15 protein-coding genes are annotated in these 19,808 nt (G+C 63.0%); 7 read left to right on the top strand and 8 right to left on the bottom strand.

Annotation, left to right across the window (positions count from 1 at the left end; all coding sequences use genetic code 11):
* The 4 genes from PROPJV5_RS10330 to PROPJV5_RS10315 form a co-directional block, all read right to left on the bottom strand.
* On the bottom strand, nucleotides 1-1,673 hold a 1,673-nt coding region (locus PROPJV5_RS10330), incomplete at its 3' end, for an N-acetylmuramoyl-L-alanine amidase (RefSeq protein ID WP_182858687.1).
* A 196-nt stretch (nucleotides 1,674-1,869) separates the two neighbouring features.
* Entirely contained in the window at nucleotides 1,870-3,915 is a 2,046-nt protein-coding gene (locus PROPJV5_RS12430; protein ID WP_147385433.1) for a DUF6541 family protein, read from the bottom strand.
* Nucleotides 3,916-4,078: 163 nt separating this feature from the next.
* Nucleotides 4,079-4,453 carry a DUF2304 domain-containing protein gene (locus tag PROPJV5_RS10320; protein ID WP_147385432.1) on the bottom strand — a complete coding sequence of 125 codons (375 nt, stop codon included), beginning with the start codon at nucleotides 4,451-4,453 and terminating at the stop codon, nucleotides 4,079-4,081.
* Between the two features lie 5 nt (nucleotides 4,454-4,458).
* Nucleotides 4,459-5,130, bottom strand: a complete 672-nt coding sequence (locus tag PROPJV5_RS10315; protein WP_119716276.1) for a glycosyltransferase family 2 protein — start codon at nucleotides 5,128-5,130, stop codon at nucleotides 4,459-4,461.
* A 109-nt stretch (nucleotides 5,131-5,239) separates the two neighbouring features.
* Here PROPJV5_RS10315 and galE point away from each other — a divergent pair, with 109 nt between their 5' ends.
* Both galE and PROPJV5_RS10305 read left to right on the top strand, forming a co-directional pair.
* Nucleotides 5,240-6,235, top strand: coding sequence for a UDP-glucose 4-epimerase GalE (gene galE / locus PROPJV5_RS10310; RefSeq protein ID WP_119716275.1), 996 nt, complete (start codon nucleotides 5,240-5,242; stop codon nucleotides 6,233-6,235).
* A 195-nt stretch (nucleotides 6,236-6,430) separates the two neighbouring features.
* The gene (locus PROPJV5_RS10305) at nucleotides 6,431-7,312 is read left to right on the top strand and encodes a glycosyltransferase family 2 protein (RefSeq protein ID WP_119716274.1); all 882 of its coding nucleotides are present in this window, start codon (nucleotides 6,431-6,433) and stop codon (nucleotides 7,310-7,312) included.
* 64 nt (nucleotides 7,313-7,376) lie between these two features.
* On the opposite strand, the gene rfbB is transcribed toward PROPJV5_RS10305, so the two are convergent.
* Nucleotides 7,377-8,375 (bottom strand): dTDP-glucose 4,6-dehydratase, encoded by a 999-nt coding sequence (gene rfbB / locus PROPJV5_RS10300; protein ID WP_119716273.1) that lies wholly within the window; start codon nucleotides 8,373-8,375, stop codon nucleotides 7,377-7,379.
* A 775-nt stretch (nucleotides 8,376-9,150) separates the two neighbouring features.
* On the opposite strand from rfbB, the gene PROPJV5_RS10295 reads away from it, so the two are divergent.
* Nucleotides 9,151-10,128 (top strand): glycosyltransferase family 2 protein, encoded by a 978-nt coding sequence (locus PROPJV5_RS10295; protein WP_119716272.1) that lies wholly within the window; start codon nucleotides 9,151-9,153, stop codon nucleotides 10,126-10,128.
* A 140-nt stretch (nucleotides 10,129-10,268) separates the two neighbouring features.
* Here PROPJV5_RS10295 and PROPJV5_RS10290 read toward each other — a convergent pair whose 3' ends face one another.
* A complete protein-coding gene (locus PROPJV5_RS10290; protein WP_147385431.1) occupies nucleotides 10,269-11,570 on the bottom strand; it encodes a hypothetical protein in 1,302 nt (433 codons plus the stop codon).
* A gap of 240 nt (nucleotides 11,571-11,810) precedes the next feature.
* Here PROPJV5_RS10290 and glf point away from each other — a divergent pair, with 240 nt between their 5' ends.
* From glf to PROPJV5_RS10270, 4 genes are read left to right on the top strand one after another with little or no spacing between them, the layout of a single operon-like run.
* Complete coding sequence (glf, locus tag PROPJV5_RS10285; RefSeq protein WP_119716270.1) at nucleotides 11,811-12,995, top strand: UDP-galactopyranose mutase; 1,185 nt, start codon at nucleotides 11,811-11,813, stop codon at nucleotides 12,993-12,995.
* Complete coding sequence (locus PROPJV5_RS10280) at nucleotides 12,992-14,986, top strand: glycosyltransferase (RefSeq protein WP_147385430.1); 1,995 nt, start codon at nucleotides 12,992-12,994, stop codon at nucleotides 14,984-14,986. The genes glf and PROPJV5_RS10280 overlap by 4 nt, the downstream gene beginning before the upstream one ends.
* Nucleotides 14,987-14,990: 4 nt before the next feature.
* Nucleotides 14,991-15,884, top strand: a complete 894-nt coding sequence (locus tag PROPJV5_RS10275) for an ABC transporter permease (protein WP_119716268.1) — start codon at nucleotides 14,991-14,993, stop codon at nucleotides 15,882-15,884.
* The gene (locus tag PROPJV5_RS10270) at nucleotides 15,884-16,789 is read left to right on the top strand and encodes an ABC transporter ATP-binding protein (RefSeq protein WP_119716267.1); all 906 of its coding nucleotides are present in this window, start codon (nucleotides 15,884-15,886) and stop codon (nucleotides 16,787-16,789) included. Before PROPJV5_RS10275 ends, PROPJV5_RS10270 begins: the two co-directional genes overlap by 1 nt.
* A 1,601-nt stretch (nucleotides 16,790-18,390) precedes the next feature.
* Here PROPJV5_RS10270 and PROPJV5_RS10265 read toward each other — a convergent pair.
* Entirely contained in the window at nucleotides 18,391-18,807 is a 417-nt protein-coding gene (locus PROPJV5_RS10265; RefSeq protein WP_119716266.1) for an ImmA/IrrE family metallo-endopeptidase, read from the bottom strand.
* Between the two features lie 137 nt (nucleotides 18,808-18,944).
* Complete coding sequence (locus PROPJV5_RS12425; protein WP_147385429.1) at nucleotides 18,945-19,472, bottom strand: hypothetical protein; 528 nt, start codon at nucleotides 19,470-19,472, stop codon at nucleotides 18,945-18,947.
* Between the last annotated feature and the right edge of the window lie 336 nt (nucleotides 19,473-19,808).

The following is a 19,808-nucleotide window of genomic DNA, read 5'->3' as shown; positions in this document are numbered from 1 at the left end:
CCGCCTTGGAAGAGTTGGTAGCAGCCGCCGTCCTTGATGCCGCAGATCTCAGGCCCGGTGGGGACCCCGAGGACACTGTGCTCGTAGCCGAGCGCGGCATATTTGTTCCCGATCGCGTTGTGCACGGCATAGATCGTGCCGTTGGACGCCGCGTAGATCGAACCGTGCGCGAAGTTGGTCTGACGCCCGCCCGAGACACCGTGCTCCATCTCGTAGACGACCCCGTACCTGCCGCCGGCACCGCCGTTGGCCTGCCAGGTGTCGTAGATGTTGGAGTAGGTCTTGCCCTGCACCCGTGATGCGACCGCGCTGCGGATCTGTGACATGCGGTTGGTCACGTTCGTGCCCGGGCACTCGGTACTCATGACGTCGCCATGGCGGAAGATGACGTTGATCCTCTTGCCGCCGAGCGTGACGGTGCCGAGCGGGTTGAGGTAGTTGTTGGCGATCTTCCAGGCGATGAGGTCCTCCAGGGAGTTCAGCATGGCATTGGAGGGCTGCGCCGTGTTGGAGTTCATCATCAGGCTGACCCCGACGGTCTCCCAGTTCCAGGTGCTGGCGTGGGCGCCGTGCACGGGGAAGGTTGGGCCGCCGCCCTTTCCTTCGAAGATCTGGCCGTACTGGTCGACGAGGAAGTTGTAGCCGATGTCGCACCAGCCCAGCGTCACCTCGTGGTAGTACTGAATACCGCGCACGATTGACGCCGACTGGCCCGACGAGTAGTTGTTGCTGCCCGCGGTGTGGTGCACCGCGACGGCCTTGATCGTGTCGGAGTTCGCCTCGCAGCCGTCTTGGGCCATGGCACCCCACCGACTACGGGTGATCATGTTCGGCTGCGACACGGAGCTGTTCGTCGCCAGCACGGTTCCCACCGTGGCCTCGCCGGTCACTGCAGCGGCGGCCGAACCCGTGCTCGGGTCATGGCTCTGGGTTGGCGTGTCGATGAGCACCGCCCGCATGCCCTCGGCCCTGGCTCCTGCGGCACCGGTCGCCTGCACCTCGACCGCGGTGGAGTCCTCGACGTAGATGACGCCGGTGGCCCTCTGCTCGGTCTCCTCCTGGTCCGGAGTGACCTCGTACCACTCGCTCCAGCCGCCGGCCGTCTGGGTCCGGATGTGCAGACCGAGATTGTCGCCGGTCAGGGTGTCCCAGGTCACGCCGACCATCGAGAACCCGCCGACACTGTCGGTCTGGATGTCCTCCAGGACGGTTGTGCCGTCATCCGCAGTGGGCGCGCTGGTCGGCGTTGGCGACGCAGAAGTGGCCTGGGATGGCTCTGCAGAACTGCTGGTGCTCTGAGCCGGGGTGGGTTGCTCCGCTTCAGGGCTTGTCGGAACAGGGTCGCTCCCTGCGGTGGTCTCATCCGGCGCATTGGCTTCGGTGCCCGGATCGCTGTCCGCATCCTTGACGGTGAACTCGTCGGAGGGGTTCTCAACGGTCGTCGAGGTGACGAGTCCCGCGCTGTCCGTCTCGGTGACGACGGCCTCGGCGGTCTCGATGTTCTCGAGAGGCTCCGAGCCCTCAGCTGGGGTTTCGTCTGCCTGGCCGGAGACGTCCTCGGCTGTCTCGGTCTGGTCCTGGTGTTGGCTCTGTGCGCTGTTCTGGTCCGAGGGGGATGGTGTGGGATCGGCCTGTGCCAACGGCGAGATCGTCAGCGTGATGGTCGCGAGCACCGCGAGCGACACTGCCCACCCGTGCCGAAGAGTTGTCCTGCCCGACATGGAACTCCTAGTCCGTGCTTCATGAGAAGTACGCCTGGCTGGGGGCGGAACCAAGCCACGATAGTTTCAGTCAACATTTCAACCTGTCGCAAGACCGAGTCTCGACCCTCAGGTGAGGGTTGAGCTTGGGCTGAGGTGGCGCCGTCGGTCAGTCGCAGGCAGTGATGCGGTAAAGCACGGCATGGCCCTCACGGTCCACGATCTCGAAACCGGGGCTGGTGGCGAGCGAGTCGAACCCGGGATACTCAGTGGAACGGGTACCGCCATTGATTTCAACGGGCCCGAAATCAAGAGCATAGTTGACGTTCAGATCCTTGAGGGCAGTGCAGACCTCAGAATCCGTGGCGGCCTCGTCCAAGTGCTCATTGATGATTGTTTGATCGTGGGTCCAATCGTAAGAGATATGCGTCGTCGTGGTTGCCAGGCCCTGTAATGCATAGGTCATTGAAGCGCCATTGTATGGCGTCACGGCAATCACCGATCCAGCTGGAACCAGATCAGGCAGTTTCTCGATGAGTGCGAGCTCGTCAGAATCCACAAGCGGCGCATTGCTCGTCGCCTGGTAGGTGATTATTCCCCGCCCAACGGCCTGTCTCACAGTGCCCGAGTACTGCGTGAAATAAAGCAACGCCAGTACTTCGATGATGATCAGGACCGGGTCAATCCAAGTCGTGTTCTGGTGCTTCCGCGCGAGCCACATCTTCTTGACCCAGGCCGACAGGCCGGCGCCCAGCCATGAGGCGCCAAGGGCGGCCAGGGGCAGGGTGGTGACCGGCAATGTGTCAGCGATGCGGTGCGGGTCGCTGTAGAAGCCTCCGACGAGACTCGTTCGTTGTGGGTTCAGTTCCCAGGATGAAATGACGATCCAGAAGAAAATCATGACCACATGGCAGGCGATCATCCAGACGTGCTGTCTTGTCACGATCACCCTGACGGAGCCCACCATGGCCAGCACCCCGATGATCCACGCCGGAGCAGCGCCCAGGGGAGCGGCAAGGAGCGCTTCGCCTATTGCTTGAGCCGTTGACTGAACAGGGGGCCAGGCGTCTTGATAAGCTGTGGGTTGCAGCACGGGCCACAATTTCACGACTCCGACCAAGGTCACAAGAAACAACACGGAAGGAGCCCAAGTAGTTGGCCTCGATTTCTCGTTCCAGCCCTGTGTCGCCAGTTTCAGAGCCCAAATCAGCATGATGGGAAGAAGCACAAGACAATAGGACAAGAAAGAATTCGGGTGTGCCAGGGCGACGCCCCCGATGGCGAATATGCACAGAACTATCCCGCGTACTGACGGGACTCTTCTCGTTCCCAGCCCCAAGGTCTGGAGCGTGATCACCATGGTCCCGGGCAACAATGCTATTCCAAGGAAGTTGGGGTAGAGGACGCCGAAGCTGATCGGGTCGAATGGGAAACTGGGGAATCCAGCGCTGATGAATCCAGCGGCGACTATCCCGAGCGAGGAGCAACGGAACGCAGCATTGACGAGACACAGACAACCGAGAATCCACACGACTGCTCCAATCGATAGGATTGCGGCGTTCGTGCCGGCTGTCACATCTGAGGAATGCAATGTGAGCAGACCCAGGGAAATCGTGTCATGCCAAGCCATTGGGTAGAACGAGGGCGCTTGATCCCCGGATGTCATTGAGACCGTCAGCGCTGAACCATTGAGATGATCCAGAATCCATCGAACGGCATTCAGATGGAAAACATTGTCGAATGTTTGCGAGAAGTTCCGTGGCTGGCCGAGGAGAATCATCAGGTTGATCAGGGTCAACGCTGTGGCCCCAGTGAACGTGAGAACCCACAGAAGCGGACGAGGAAGCACCTTCTCGCGGGAGGAAGAATCTGTCAGAGCGGCTCTGCTCGGTGTGTGAGATGCTGTGGTTTGGTTTGTTGTGCAGTCGCTCGGCGACTGGGGGCGGTGTTTTTTCACATAATCATGGCCCCCGAACACGAGCAGGAGGATGACGGCCAGGGTCGCAGTGAGGATGAGGACTGGGATCGGCCCCCACGCGAGGCCAACCCGGTCAGCGAGGATTGCCGCCACGCTGATGGTGAAAACGGATACCGGTGCTGCCGCACCGAGTGCGTGGACCCGGCTCAGCCGTGCACACCGACCAATGATGTAGCCAGGTGCGATCAGCCATAAAACCATCACGGCAGTGAGCGGTATCAAACCGATCCATTTCATCTGTGGCCCCGGTTTCCTTGCTCGATACGTAGCGATACGGTCAGGACGACCGCATGGTTCTGGGTTTGTAGTTCATTGGTTTTTTGCGTCATCAAGATGAGACGAGAATTATTTCTCGCCTCATGGTGGTTCGCGGTGACACGACTCACAGGTCGAACCCGGGTCAGGACTCACTCGGGCCCGGATCGAAGAGCTCATTGGGATCAGGCGCCTGGGTGATTGCCAGGGTCCGGGCGAGCTGCGTGATGTCACGGTTCTGACTGATCGCGGTGCGTCGCGCCGCGACCATGTTCCCCACGACGAGTACGGCGAGTGCGTAGAGCACGAGGTCGGTGCCGCGGCCGATCCCCACGAGATGGGCGATGGAGGTGAGCCATTGGGGCATGATCACGAACACCACGGCCGCGAGCAGTAGCAGCACGAGCATGATCCGTCGTACCGCACGCCCGCGGGTGTTGGGGCGGGGCACCAGCAGCAGCACCGCGAGCAGCCCGAAGGCGAGCAGCAGGATGATTTTGATGACGATCTGACTGGCCATGATGCTCACCCGAACATGAGGTCGAAGAGGATGTTCACCGAATTCCACAGGGACTGGCCCTTGGCGCGCGAGTAGTCGGTGTACACGACGTGCACCGGGTGCTCGCGGTAGGAGAGCTTGTGGGTGGCGATCTCGCGCAGGAACTCAGAGCCGTGGGCCATGCGGTTCTGGTGGATGTGGATCGTGCTCGCCGCGTGGCGGTTCAACGCGCGAAGACCGTTGTGGGTGTCGGTGACGTCGAGTTTCGTACTGAAGCGCTCGAAACGCACTGCCGTCTTGAGCACGAGCCGTTTGAGCGCGCCCGCCTCCACCTCGTCGTCCAGGAACCGCGAGCCCAGGATGATGTCGACATCGGGTTCGGCGCGAAGCCGTTCGACCATCGCCGCAGCATCGCTGACCTGGTGCTGGCCGTCCGAGTCGAAGGTCACGAAGTAGTTCGCCGCCCTGTCCTGCAGCGCGTAACTCAGCCCCGTCTGCAGCGCGGCGCCCTGACCGAGGTTGATGGGGTGCGAGACGACGACGGCACCCGCCTTGCGGGCGATGTTGGCAGAGTCGTCCGAGGAGCCGTCATCGACGCAGACGATCTTCGGGAAGGTTCCAAGGGCGTCCCGGATCACGTCGCCGACAACGGGGCCCTCGTTGAACAGAGGCACCACCAGCCAGGCGTCAGTGAGCACGATTCCCCCAAATAAGTGCTACGCGCGTACGGCGGGATCCTACCAGCCGGTGTCCGCGTCGCTGCGCGGCACGCGGACGCTCCGAATGGCCTGCTGCGATACTTGACCCATGCGGATTCTCATCACCGGCGGCGCCGGCTACATCGGCAGCACGATCGGCTCGGCGGCACTCGACGCCGGTCACGATGTCGTGGTCATCGACGACCTGTCCGAGGGACGTGCCGAGTTCTGCGCCGGCCGCACCTTCTACCAGGGGGACATCGGCGATGCGGAGCTGCTCGACAAGGTCTTCAGCGAGAACCGTGTCGACGCCGTCGTGCACTGCGCCGCGCACATCGTGGTGCCGGAGTCGGTCGCTCAGCCGCTGCGTTACTACGAGAACAACGTCGGCAAGACCCTCGACCTGTTGGACGGCATGCTGCGCAACGGCGTGCACGACATCGTCTTCAGTTCGTCCGCCTCGGTCTACGCCGACCCCACCGACGGCTTCGCCGTGGACGAGGGCCATTCGACGGCAGCGGACAGCCCCTACGCGCGGACCAAGCTCATGATGGAGCAGGTGCTCGCCGACACGGCCGGGGCCACGCGGCTGCGGGCCGTCGCGCTGCGCTACTTCAATCCGCTGGGCGCCGACCCGGCGCTGCGCAGCGGCCAGCAGCGCCCCCACCCCACGAACGTGCTGGGCAAGATGCTCGACGCCTGGTCCGAGGGCAGCACCTTCACCATCACCGGCTGCGACTGGGACACCCCCGATGGCACGGGTATCCGCGACTACATCCACGTATGGGACCTGGCCCAGGCGCATGTGGCCGCCCTGGAACACCTGCGTGAACTCGTCACCGACGAGCAGTCCTATCAGGTGATCAACGTCGGCACCGGCCGGCCGATGAGTGTGCGCGAACTCACCGACGCCTTCCAGCAGGCCACCGGCGCCCCGCTGCGGATCACCGAGGGCCCGGCCCGCCCCGGTGACGTCATCGGCGCCTACGCCAGAACCGACAAGGCCGCGGAACTGCTCGGCTGGCACGCCCGGCTGAGCGTCGCCGACGGCATCCGCGACGCCCTGGCATGGCTGCCCAAGCGCAGGGAGATGCTCGGCTACTGAGCCGGTTGCCCGGGCCTCAGGCCGTCCGATGGAGTCCGACCAGGTGCACCGCTGCGCCGGCCAATGCCTTCGCGAAGGCGTGCTCCGGCATCAGCGGGCACGGCTGGCATCGTCGTGCACCGCCCGTGGGCTTCCCGGTGATACCGGTTCTTGTAGGTTGGTGGAGGCCTGGTCCCACCGTGAAAGGTTCTTCGCATGACCGTTGATGTTCTGTTCCCCTACTACGGCGACGTCGAGCTCATGAAACTCGCTGTGCACAGCGTCCTTCGCCAGAGCTACTCGGACTTCAACCTGATCGTCGTCGATGACGGCTACCCGGATGATTCGATTCCTGGCTGGTTCGCCTCGCTCAACGACGCACGGGTGAGCTATGAACGCAACGAGCACAACCTGGGGGCCAACGCGAACTACCGCAAGTGCGTTGACAAGGCCACCAACGATCTCATGGTGATGATGGGCGCTGATGACATCATGCTGCCCAACTATCTCGAGTGGCTCGTCACGCGGGCCGAGGCGCACCCCGAGGCCGTGATCTTCCAGCCCGGGGTCGTTGTCATCGATCAGAACGGCGCCTCCGGGCACGGCCTCGTCGACAATCTGAAGGACATCTACCGGCCGAGGGGTTCGGGGGCACGCGTGTTGTCGGGAGAGACCCTGGCCATCTCACTGCTCCGGGGCAACTGGATGTACTTCCCCTCGCTCGGGTGGCGTACCGAGATGGTCAAGAGGACTGGTTTCCGCCAGGGCTACGACGTCGTTCAGGATCTGTGTCTGGCACTCGACGTCGCCATGCAGGGCGGCAGTCTGCTGCTCGATGATGAGCTCGCATTCATGTACCGGCGTTTCTCCGGCTCGGACTCCTCCGTGCGGGCCTTGTCCGGGACCCGTTTCGACGAGGAACGCCGTTTCTTCACCACGATGGCTGACGAGATGGAGGCACTCGGCTGGGCGCGAGCTGCTCGCACGGCTCGTCTGCATCTTTCCTCGAGGCTGCACGCGGGCAGTCTGCTGCCAAGGGCCGTGGTGAAGGGCAACATGACCGGTACTCGTAATTTCGTCCGGCACATCGTCAAGTGAGCTGAGCCATCCTACGGGACCCGGCGCTCAGGACGGTCGACTTGGCGCCCGAGGGCTGCTGAGGTCACTGTCCCCGCGCTGCGTACCTGGCCTCGACTGCCGCTTTCTGCGGACGCCACCAGTCCTCGTTGGCGCGGTACCAGTCGATGGTGGCGGCCAGGCCAGCGTCGAAGTCCTGGTGGGCCGGTTCCCAGCCCAGCTCGGCGCGCAGTTTGCTCGCGTCGATCGCATAGCGCACGTCGTGGCCGGGCCGGTCGGTGACGTGCTCGTAGTCGCCCGGGTCACGGCCCATGGCGGTCAGGATCTTCTCGATCACCGTCTTGTTGTCCAGCTCGCCGTCGGCGCCGATCAGATAGGTCTCGCCGATCCGTCCCGCCTCGAGAATGCGCAGCACCGCCGCGTTGTGATCGTCCACGTGGATCCAGTCGCGCACATTGCGTCCGGCGCCGTACAGCTTGGGGCGGGCGCCGTCGATGATGTTCGTGATCTGGCGGGGGATGAACTTCTCGACGTGCTGGCGAGGACCGTAGTTGTTCGAGCAGTTGCTGGTGGTGGCCCGCACCCCGAAGCTGCGCACCCAGGCGCGTACGAGCAGGTCGGAGCCGGCCTTGCTCGCCGAGTAGGGACTCGACGGGTTGTAGGGGCTGTCCGGGGCGAACCGCGCCAGATCGTCCAGTTCCAGGTCGCCGTAGACCTCGTCGGTGGAGATGTGGTGATAGCGCACGTCGTGGGCACGCACCGCCTCGAGCAGGCTGAAGGTACCCACCAGGTTCGTCCGGATGAACGGCTCGGGGTCGATCAGGGAGTTGTCGTTGTGCGACTCGGCGGCGAAGTGCACCACCGCGTCGGCCCGCGACACGAGGCCGTCGACCAGCTCGCGGTCGCAGACGTCCCCGATGACCAGTTCGAAACGGTCATCGGGGAGGCCGGCGAGCGAGGCGGTGTTGCCCGCATGGGTGAGCTTGTCCAGCACGGTGACCGCGTGGTCGGTATTGGTCAATACCAGGTGGACGAAGTTCGACCCGATGAAACCCGCACCGCCAGTGACGAGCAGGTGAGCCATGAAACCACTCTAGAGGAGTGAGTCCGAATTGGTCGGGCTGGTGTGGCGGTGCCGGGACAGGGGAAGAAGGGCCTCAAGAACCAGTGTGTGGGCAATGACCTGGAGAGCCTCCTGACCGTGCATGTCGGCCACTGCTGCTGCGCCTCACGCTCCCTGTTCTTCCGGGGATTCAGGCCCTGCCATCTGTACCGCAGAGGGCATGCCGATCATCCGGGGACCCGCCGATCCCAGGCTCGGTGAACGGGAGGTCGCCCAGGCCCTCCTCGAACGCTCACCGACCGCCTGCGACCACGAACCCAAACGGACGCGCTCTCCAGCATCTAGAGTGTGAGCTACCCAATGCGAAGGAACTGCCATGACCGTTGACGTCCTGTTCTCCATTGCGGGGACGTCGATCCGATGAGAATCGTCGGCCGCAGCGTCCTCGCCCGGACCTACACGGACTTCCGGTCGATCGTCGTCGACGGCTGTCCCGGCGACTCGGTCCCCGGATGGTTCGGGTCCCTGGGCGTCGAGCGGGTCGGCTACGAGTTCAACGAGACCAGTCCGGGCGCCAACGGCAACCGTGGCCCGGGCGAAGGCGCCGGCCGTCGCACGCAATCACCCGTCCTCCAGGTTGCGTGCCGACATCCTGCCGCCGAAGGCGGTGCCCAGGGGCACTGGGGATGCCGTGTGCGATCTGGCCCGCCACGTCGTCCGGCGACCGTGACGGTGGGCGGATGAGCGGTCCGCCCCGCAGCTGCCCCCGTCCTGCGGTGGGTCGAGAGGAGTCGAGATGCCACGCGTGAGTGTCATCGTGGCCGCCCACAATGCCCAGGCCACGATCACCAGGGCCGTTAAATCGGTGGTCGCCCAGACCATGGACGACTGGGAGCTGCTCGTCGTTGACGACTGCTCCACCGACGGCACCGTCGCCATCCTGGAATCCCTTGCCACAAGGCTCGGCGGCCGACTGAAGGTGTTGTCCACCAGCACCAACCAGGGCCCGGCGATGGCGCGCAACATCGGTTTGGAGGCGGCATCCGGGGAATGGATCGGATTCCTGGACTCCGACGACGAATACCTGCCCGATCGGCTGGAGATGATGCTCGCCGCCACCGACGAACGCACCGACGTCGTGGCCTGCGCCCACCTCATCGTGTCCACCGACGGCTCCGAACGGCTACGGACCCCCCGGCGCACCGGGGACCTGTCCGGGACCGAGGCGGCAGCGGCGACCCTCGCCGAAGAACAAACCAATTACGTGTGGGACAAGCTGTTCCGCGCCAGGGCGATCACCGATCTGCGATTCCCGCCCATCCGACGGGCCGAGGACAACGTCTTCACCGTCTCGGCGCTGTCCCGGGCCCGCACTGTGCGCTACCTGTCCGAGCCGGGCATCCGCTACCACGTCTCACCCACGTCGCTGACCTGGGGGCGCGTCGCCACCCGACAGGAGACCGCGACCCTGGTCGATCTGCTGCGCCAGGCAGTGGCCGAGCACACCGATGCCGTCACCGAACGCGCCCTGGCCACCTCGAAGACCGCCGCGTGGCTCTCGGTGGCCCACCAGGGGATCACCGCGAAACCGGCCGCAGAGCGCATCGACCACGTCCGCGGATGCACCCGAGAACTGAGCTGGGGTGAGATCGTTGACGCGCTGCGCACCCACCCGCTGCTGGGTGTCGCGGCGGGGGTGATGAAACTGCTGCCCGGCCCCTATGCGACGCTTTATGGTGCCTACGCCTCACGGGTCTACGGGGTGGAGGCCTGACCCTCGCTGATTGCGGCCGGGCCTGGCCGCTCGATCGGATACGGCCCCGACCCGAGCCGCCCCAAGGCGATCATGGCTCGATTCGATGAGTCGAGTGCGAGCGGGTCTCGGCGCCGAGTGCGGCCCGGCGTCGGTGACACTCAGCCCGGCACCGACGCCGTTTCCTCCTCGGACAAGCTACGACTGTGCCGCACCAGAGTGATGACGTGCACGGCGACTCCCAGGAGCGGGCCGATACCCAGGGCCAGGGTTGCCCGGGTCACCAGATCCAGGGGAAGGGAGGCGATGCCGAAGGCGCAGACGGCAGCGAGGAACCATCCCCCGGTGTAGGCCCGGTGGGCGCTGATGCCCAGGGTTGCGGCGCCGGTGAGCACCAGCCAGCCCATCCCGGCGGCCGCGACGGTGAGCACGCCGACGGTGAGCGGGGCCACCTGGTAGGCCGGCCCGTAGACGACCCGGATGATCCATGGGCCGATGAGGCTTGCCAGGATTCCGCCGAGAACACCGATGCCCAGCACGCCTGCCATGAATGTGAAGATCACCCCGAGGTTGCGGCCCTGGTCCTGGGTGAACTTGTTGATCGCCACCCCCTGGACGGCCTGGAGCGGGATCATGATCGGTGCTCTGGTGAGGGTGATGGCGAGGATCGTCCCGGCCAGGACGCCCGAGTCGACGTCGCCACCGGTGGCCCGCAACAGGGCGGGGAAACCGGTGACCAGCAGCGCCCAGGAGGCCGACGACAGCATCGTCATGATGTTGTTGCGCAGCAGTTGTCCGAGCGGGACGTCGGCCCGGGCGGCGAAGGAGCGTCGACCGGAGGGGGTGATCAGGCAGAACAGGATCCACACTGCGGCGGGCAGCACCACGCTGACCTGGACCGGCAGCAGGGCCCGGGCCAGCACCAGCCCGGCGACGAGGGCTCCGACGGGCCGCACGATGGCCTCCACGCCGATCAACCAGGCGAAGGTGTACCAGGATTTCTGGCCGGACAGCGCCCCCAGGGTGGTGAAGTGACCCGCGCTGAGCACCACACCGGCGACGACTGCCAGCACGACCCACGGTGAACTGCGGTGCAGGAAGACCTCGAGCCACAGTGGTGAGGTGGCGGCGATGACCGCACCCACCGACAGCCCCAGGATGAGCGCTGCCGTCTGCACGTGAGCGCCTGCGGGCCGGCCGGTGGGCAGCTGCGAGGCGGTGACCGCTCGGGTGCTCTCGGTCTGCACCCCGGCGATGATGCCGACGATCCCGAAGTACAGCGACCAGAAGACGAGGAACTCCGCGTTGTCGTCGACCGACAGGACTCGTGCGGTGAGAACGGTGATGATCAGGCTGGCGGCCGCCGAGACCACCGAGGCCGCCAGGATGGCCGAGGTCTGTCCCGGGGAGGCTGTCCGGGCCCCGGGGCCATCGTCGGACAAGGCACTGGATTCATCACTCACGTGAGGGAGTCTAGGTGTTGCGGGTCATCCATGGGTGCTCCTCGTCACCGGTGCAGGGCCTTCGCCCTCCGGGCTCTTCGGCCCAACTCCGTGTGCTGGCGCACGTCCGGATGATCGCTCAGCTATCTTTGGGAGGAGCAATTCGTCTGGTGGGCGCTGTCGTCTCCACGTCTCGGCCCTCGAGGCGGGTTCAGTCAGTTGTCGGTGCCCCCGGGGCTGCAGGAACGGAGTGCAGAGCCAATGCAAGCAGATTTGGTGATCGTCGGCGCGGGCCTGTACGGCCTGACCATCGCGGAACGCGCCGCGAACGAACTGGGCCTGAAGGTGGCCATCGTCGACCGGCGCGGCCACATCGGCGGCAACGCCTACACCGAACGCGAGGCCCGGACCGGGATCGAGGTGCACCGCTACGGCGCCCACCTGTTCCACACCTCCAACGAGAAGGTGTGGGCCTACGTCAACCAGTTCACCGGCTTCACCGGCTACGTGCACCACGTCTACACCACCCACAACGGCGAGGTCTTCCCGATGCCCATCAACCTGGGCACCATCAACCAGTTCCTGCACGCCGCGCTGACCCCGCAGCAGGCCCGCGACTGGGTGCGCGAGCAGGCCGGCGAGCTCGCCGGGACCGACCCCGAGAACCTCAACGACAAGGGCATCCAGCTCATCGGCAGGCCCCTCTACGAGGCCTTCATCAAGTACTACACGGGCAAGCAGTGGCAGACCGATCCCAAGGACCTGTCCGCCTCGATCATCAACCGCCTGCCGGTGCGGTACACCTACGACAACCGCTACTTCAACGACACCCACGAGGGCCTTCCCGTCGACGGCTACACCGCCTGGTTCGAACGCATGGTCGACAACCCGAACATCGAGGTGCACCTGAACACCGACTTCTTCGACAACGGCGAGTTCGGCAAGGCCGCCACGGTGGGTTCGGTGCCGGTTGTCTACACCGGACCGGTCGACCGCTACTTCGACTACGCCGAGGGCGAGCTGGGCTGGCGCACCATCGACCTGGAGGAGGAGGTGCTGCCGATCGAGGACTTCCAGGGCTGCGCCGTCATGAACTACCCCGACCCCGACGTGAAGTTCACCCGCATCCACGAGTTCCGCCACTTCCACCCCGAGCGCGACTACACCAAGGACGCCACCGTCATCATGCGCGAGTACTCGCGTTTCGCCGGCCGCGACGACGAGCCCTACTACCCGGTGAACACCGCCGACGACCGCGCCAAGATCCTCAAGTACCGTGAGCGCGTCAAGGCCGAGAAGCAGATCCTGTTCGGCGGGCGTCTCGGCAGTTACAAGTACTTCGACATGCACATGGCCATCGGATCGGCCCTGAGCATGTACGAGAACAAGCTCAAGCCGCACTTCGCCGCCGGCGAGGCGCTGGTCTCCGGAGGAGTCGACGAGTGAGTACGCAAACCATGAACAGCGCCCAGGCCTGGACCACCGCCGTCAGGGTCGTCCTGCCCGAGAGCAACGACGAGGACAAGCTGCCGCTGTACGTCGACTTCGGGCGCCGCGGCCCGACCGAGACCCTCGAGGCGTCCAAGGACTCCAAGGGCTCCAAGACGACAACCAGTCAGACCGTCACCCAGGACCTCGGTGAGAGCCACAGTGAGCTCGTGCAGTCCAGGCGCCAGATCGCCCTTCCGAGGGGCCTTCGCGTCTCATTCGCCACCATCCTCAACGGTTTCCCCGCCAGCTACTGGCGACAGTGGACCGACGTACAGCAGGTTCGGTTGCGTCTGGTGCTCACCGGTGCCGTCTCGGTGATGATCTACCGTTCGAACTCGCAGGGCCGCGCTCAGCGCGTCGACACCCTCAAGGTCGAGAACGGCGGACAGGAAGAGATCACCTACGACCTCAAGCTGTCAACCTTCGCCGACGGCGGCTGGTACTGGTTCGACCTGATCGCCGATTCCGATGACGCGCAGCTCATCGAGGGGGAGTGGCTGGTCGCGGGTGAACCCGTCCGCCCCGGGTCGCTGTCCATCGGCATCACCACGTTCAACCGGCCCGACTACTGCGCCGAGACCCTGCAGGCACTCGGCAGCGCCAACGATCTCATCAGCCACGTCGACCGGGTGTACGTGGTCGACCAGGGGAACAAGAACGTCAAGGACGACCAGGGCTTCCCCAGGGCCCAGGAACTCCTCGGTGACAAGCTTCGCATGATCTACCAGGGCAACATGGGTGGCTCGGGCGGGTTCTCCCGCGGCATGTACGAGTCCGTGATGGCCGCCGAGAGCACCTACCACCTCGTGCTCGACGACGACGTCCAGATCGAACCCGAGGGGATAGAACGCGCCCTGATCTTCGCCACCTTCTGCCGCAAACCCACCATCGTGGGCGGCATGATGTTCGACCTGCTCAACAAGTCGGTGCTGCACACCTGGGGTGAGCGGCTGGACCGCTACCAGTGGTTCTGGGGACCCGCCGATGGCTACCCCCAGGGTGTCGACGTCACGACGAACCAGCTGCGCGCCACCCCGTGGATGCACCAGCGTCTCGACGTCGACTACAACGGCTGGTGGATGTGTCTCATCCCCGTCGAGACCCTGCGCCAGCTCGGCTTGTCGATCCCCGTCTTCATCAAGTGGGACGACGCCGAGTACGGTCTGCGCGCCCAGCGTGCCGGCGTACCCACCGTCACGCTCCCCGGGGCCGCCGTATGGCACATGTCGTGGACCGACAAGGACGACACGATTGACTGGCAGGCCTACTTCCACGAGCGCAACCGGATCCTCACCGCACTGCTCTACTCGCCGTACCCCCTGGGCGGTCGCCTGCCCTGGAATCTTGTCGCCCGAGACATGAAACATGCGGTCAGCTCCGAGTACTACGCGCAGGAGATGCGCATTCTCGCTCTGAAGGACATTCTCTCGGGGCCCGACCACCTGCACGAGACGATCACGACACGCCTGCCGGAGTTGCGTGCAGCCGCCAAGGAGTACACGCAGTCGCGTTACGAGTCCGACCCGGCCGCCTTCCCGGAGGTGGACCGCAACAAGCCATGGCACCGCGGTCGCCTGCCCAAACGGCCCTCCGCCGTCACGCTGCTGCCGTGGACCCTCAAGACGGCTCTCAAGCACCTGCTGCCGGTCTCCGAGGACGCCCAGAAGCGTCCACAAGCGGCCCTGCCGCACTCGAAGGCGTCCTTCTGGATGCTGGCGAATTTCGATTCCGTGCTCGTCAGCAAGGCCGATGGCACGGGCACCGCTTGGTACAAGCGCGACCCGAAACTCTTCCGCGACCAGGTCGCCCGCGAGGCCGTACTCCGCGCGCAACTCGTGAGCAAGTGGAACACGCTCTCCGCCCAGTACCGGGCGGCGGCCTCCGACTTCACCTCGTTCGATACGTGGGCCAAGACCTTCGGCATCGCTGATCAGGGGGAAAACTGAATCCGTGAGTTCTTCGTCGCAGAGCCCAACGACACGGCTCGAGTTCCACGCCCCCGGACAGGGGCGTGGGCTCCGTGAGGTCTTCACCAACCGTTTCCTGCTCAAGCGCATCGTCAACAAGGAGATCCAGGTTCGCTACCGGGCCTCGGTGCTCGGTCTGGTGTGGAGCTACATCAAGCCGGCCATCCAGTTCGCCGTCTTCTTCGTGGCGATGGGCATCTTCCTCGGCCTCAACCGGGGCCTGCCGAACTACGCGATCTACATGTTCAGCGGCATCGTCGTGATGAACCTGTTCACCGAGGTCTTCGGCAACTCGGCACGCATCATCGTGGGCAACGGCGATCTCATCAAGAAGATCTACCTGCCGCGCGAGTTGTTCCCGGTCTCGAGCCTGTGGGTGGCGTGGATCCACTTCTTCCCGCAGGTGGCGATCCTGCTGGTCGTCGACCTTCTCGTGGGCTGGCACCCCACGCTCATGCAGATCCTGGCGTTCCTCGTCGGTTTCGTCATCGTCTCGGTGTTCGCGCTGGCCCTCGGGCTGGTCTTCGGCACGGCCAACGTCTTCTTCCGCGACTCGGAGAACTTCGTCGACCTCATCAACATGGTGGTCACCTGGCTGAGCCCGGTGCTCTACATGTGGGTGCTGGTGGCCAACACGCTGCCGCACTGGGCGGTGGTGATCTACAAGCTCAACCCGCTGACGACCGCCGTCGAGCTCTTCCACGACGCCTTCTGGGCGCCCACCGTCACCAGCCAAGTCCCTTATGAGACCTGGCACGTGATGCCCCACCTGTTCTCGTACTGGACGCCCATCGCGCTGGTGGTCAGCTTCGGCCTGCTGCTCGCGGGCGACCTGCTGTTCCGCCACTTCGAGGGCAAGTTCGCCCAGGAGCTGTGATGGCCAGGAAGATCGCACTCGAACCTCGTGACGAACGAGTTGTCGTCACCGCCCAGCACGTCACCAAGACCTTCCTGCTGCGGCACACCCGGTCCATCAAGGAAGCCGTCGTCTGGCTGTTCAAGGGCCGCAAGAAGGACATCACCAACGAGTTCCAGGCCATGGACGACGTCAGTTTCGACATCGCCGACGGCGAGTCGGTCGCCCTCATGGGCTTCAACGGTTCGGGCAAGTCCACGACCCTGAAACTCATCAGCGGCGTCATGCACCCCGACGGCGGGGCCGTCGGCATCAAGGGCAAGGTGGCAGGCCTCATCGAGGTGGGCGCCGGCTTCCACCCCGACCTGACCGGCCACGACAACGTCTACCTCAACGGCGCGATCCTCGGCATGACCAAGGAGGAGATCGACGCCGCCTACGACGACATCCTGGAGTTCGCCGACATCGGCGATTTCATCAACACCGAGGTGAAGTTCTACTCCTCGGGCATGTACCTGCGTCTTGCCTTCTCCGTCGCGGTGCACACCAACCCCGACGTCTTCCTCGTCGATGAGATCCTCGCAGTCGGCGACGAGCCCTTCCAGGAGAAGTGCAAGGCGCTCATCCGCTCGATGGTGCGCGATGGCAAGACGATCGTCATCGTCAGTCACGATCTCGACATGGTCGAGAAGTTCTGCAAGCGCGGTCTGGTCATGGAGCGCGGCAGGCTGGTCTTCGACGGCCCGTGTGACCAGGCGGTGCGGTTCCTGCGTGGCCGGGCCCTGGACGGCAGTGAGGACCCGGAGCGGCCCCCGCTCAGCGAGGCGGAGAAGGCCAAGCGGCTGTTCACCGATGAGGAGCGGGCCGCGGTTCCGGTGCGGGTGCGTATCGGCGGTCCGCCGTTGACCGCAGCAGAACGGGTCTGAGCATGATGACTGTTTGCGCACCTCATGGTTGCTCGGAGTCCATGATGATGTCAGAGGCTGCGCTGAGAATGTTCGAACCAGAACTTGAATTGAGAACACAATGACGTGGTGAGATCTCATACCCGGGTTCGCCACAGCTCTGCTTGTTTTGTTTGCCCAAGTGATCGTGGCTACCGGGTGGTGCCAGAAGCCTTTCTTGGCGCTGCTGCTAGCCCCGCTTCTGAGCCTCACAGCGATCAGCGTTTCCAGCAAGTGTGTTCGGAAGTGGTGGAGGCATGGTGGATATTTGATTATGCAATGTTGTTTGTAGCCCTTGGAACTTTCAGATGGCTTCGCCCTTGCCTGCCGAAGGGGCGCCCAGCAGGGAACAACTTGTCGTTCTTTGTTATCTGGTCGGAATCGTGTTGGTCGCAGGGGTATTGGGCGAAGGATCCTATGAGCGATAGGGAATCCACTCGTCATTCCCAGCGGTGAGACATCGCTTTTCATTTGAGCGCCTCGGTTTATGCTCTGCCCACTGGTAATGCCACAGACATGGATCTCGGCTTGCTGGTCGGATCAATGTTCTACACGGTAATCTTTCACGACTGTATCGCCCTCTTGCCTCTCTTTCGCGTCTTGATGTCATTACGGCTACCCATGCGGTGACGATGGTTGCGGTTCTTACAATGTAGCCGCTTCCACTTCTGATTTTGTTGAAGATATTCATCGGGGCAACGGTAATTAGTAGATTTGTGCTCGGGCTATTCGCGCTGGTGTTCATTTTCCCGTATGTGCAGCTTGACTGGGGGTTTGGTATACACTATCTAGTCTCGTGTTCTTGGGTTGGATGGTGAGGTAAGTGAGCAATACCTGATGCAGAAGAACGCAACCATTCTTAGTTCAGACTAGATCTCACTCATGGAGCATGATTAATGGCAACGGGGATCTCGGTGCAACGGTGATAGTCAACTCTTGCAGGGTAAACTTGGTTTACTTGATTGCCCAGTACAACCTGAGCCATTTCTATATGACAGATAAGTTGTCTGATAATGTGAGATTCATTAACAAACATCTCGATGAAGCTGCCTCATCTCCAAAGGTATGTCAGGAATTGGCGGTGAAAATGTCTCCTATGTGCCAGACCTCGGTCTGCGCTGGATTAACGGTACCGATGCACTGGTCGTTATTCAGCGAGAATTATTCGGGCTGCTGAATCTTGACTCTGCGCTAGGCTTTCTGTTCTTCTGGTGGATGATGACGTATTTCACCGCATAACAGTATGCGATTGATAGTGTCACGAGAGTTGGGTTCAACTCCGCGACACAGTTTAGTGAAGCTCTGACGATTGCAAAGCCTTAGGCCTCTGACTCCGAATGAGAATTGTCGTTGGCTTGCTCGATCGTCTTCTTTAAACTTTAGGTAAGTGTCAAATGATCTCGATGACCAGCATGTTGTAAGTACTTCTTGAATGATTTCGCATGCGTGGCCGACATGGTTGTTTGTGTTTGGTGTGAGTCAGTCGCGCGATGACCCAGCTGACAGCAACCCGACATGCAAGTTTGCTTGGATTCATCTCTGGTGGCTCGGATTGTCATTCTGTGTCGCAGGGGGTCGTGTACTCACTGATCGATTTCCAATCTACGATCGAGCCATGTCCGTTCGGTATCGCTGAGGCCGGAAATCCTTACGTCAAGGGTTTGCATGTCCACCCATAATTCTTCGGCGACCTCAGCTGGCTGGGACGACCACGCGAGAGCATCGGCGAGAGCTTCAAGGGTGATGAGACGGCGAGCGGCTTCTGCCTCAACGGCTTGTTCCTCTCGCTGTTTCAGCCATGGATCGGAGGGCACGGGACCTCGTTCGATGTGGACCAGTTCGTGAGTGATGGTGCATCGCCGTTCACTTTGGAGGAGGTTTCGGTCGATGATGACGGTGTGTGTTTGCCAGTCAATTTGACCCATGTGTCCGCGTGGGAGGTGTGCAGTTTGGAGAGTCCACTGCGCTTCAGCATTAAAGCGCTGCCAAGGGTGGTACATACCCTAAATATTAGAGCCAGCCGCTGACAATCTCATGAGAGCAAGTACGGGGCCACTGAATACTAGTTCTGACCGTGTCAAGATTGTGCCAGCGCCATGCAATCGAGAAGACAATCATTATCATTAGGTTATGTGCCTTATTGCTTATGTTCCCAATCATCAGGATCTTGACTCGTGTCTTCCTCATCGAGTTCCACGCGATCAGTAGTCCGGTCTGCTGTTCTAGCAGCGATTGGGTCTGCCCAGTCGGGTACAGCGTGCAGTGGCACCTCGCCCTTCGGTGTGACATCGTCTTGCTGTTGCTCAACGATCGTCACGATCAACCGGTCCAGCGCTTCACGCTGAGCTTGAGTAAGTGATGCTGATCGGGGGTCAGGTGTCCACGGGCCAAGACCACGTTCGCCAGGCCTGCGTCCGATTACTTCGCGCAGCCGCCGGACGTCGATACCGAATAGCTGTGCTAATGCCTGCAAGGTGGTCTCCGTCGGATTGACCAGATCGCCGCGACGAGCTCGGGCTATAGTGTTGCGGCTGATCCTGATGCCCGACTGTTTTGCCTTGGTTACGAGTCCGTCGAGAGCCATGCCGGGCTGTGCTTCGGTGAGCAGGTCTCGCAACGCTTCGTTCACGACCACGATGATGCCTTTCGGTAGCAGGTTGGTCACTCTCCGTGCTTAACTTACGTACAAACTGCAAGCGAGTAATCTCAGCTCAATCCAATAATAAGGGTATCCCACGATGAGTGGGTCTGAGCCGAGGTGGAAGTGCCTCTAAGCAATCAAAGGGAAGGGCCCCGCCCCCTGTGAGGGGCGGGGCCCGTGTGGAGGATCAGACCGCCGGGACTGTGCCAGGTTCAGACTCGTCCTGTTCGGACGCGGAGTGCTGAAGGTCAGCAGCGACCTCTGCCATCATGTCGGTTGCGGGCAACAGGGTGTCCCCAGCGACAAAGGACGGATTGAGGAGACTTGTGCAGACTGAGACAGCACCAGCGAGGAGCGCGG

Source organism: Propionibacterium ruminifibrarum (assembly GCF_900289195.1).
Classification (GTDB): Bacteria; Actinomycetota; Actinomycetes; order Propionibacteriales; family Propionibacteriaceae; genus Propionibacterium; species Propionibacterium ruminifibrarum.
The sequence above is the reverse complement of the archived record's forward strand: the minus strand, read 5'-3'. Positions and strand labels throughout refer to the sequence as shown.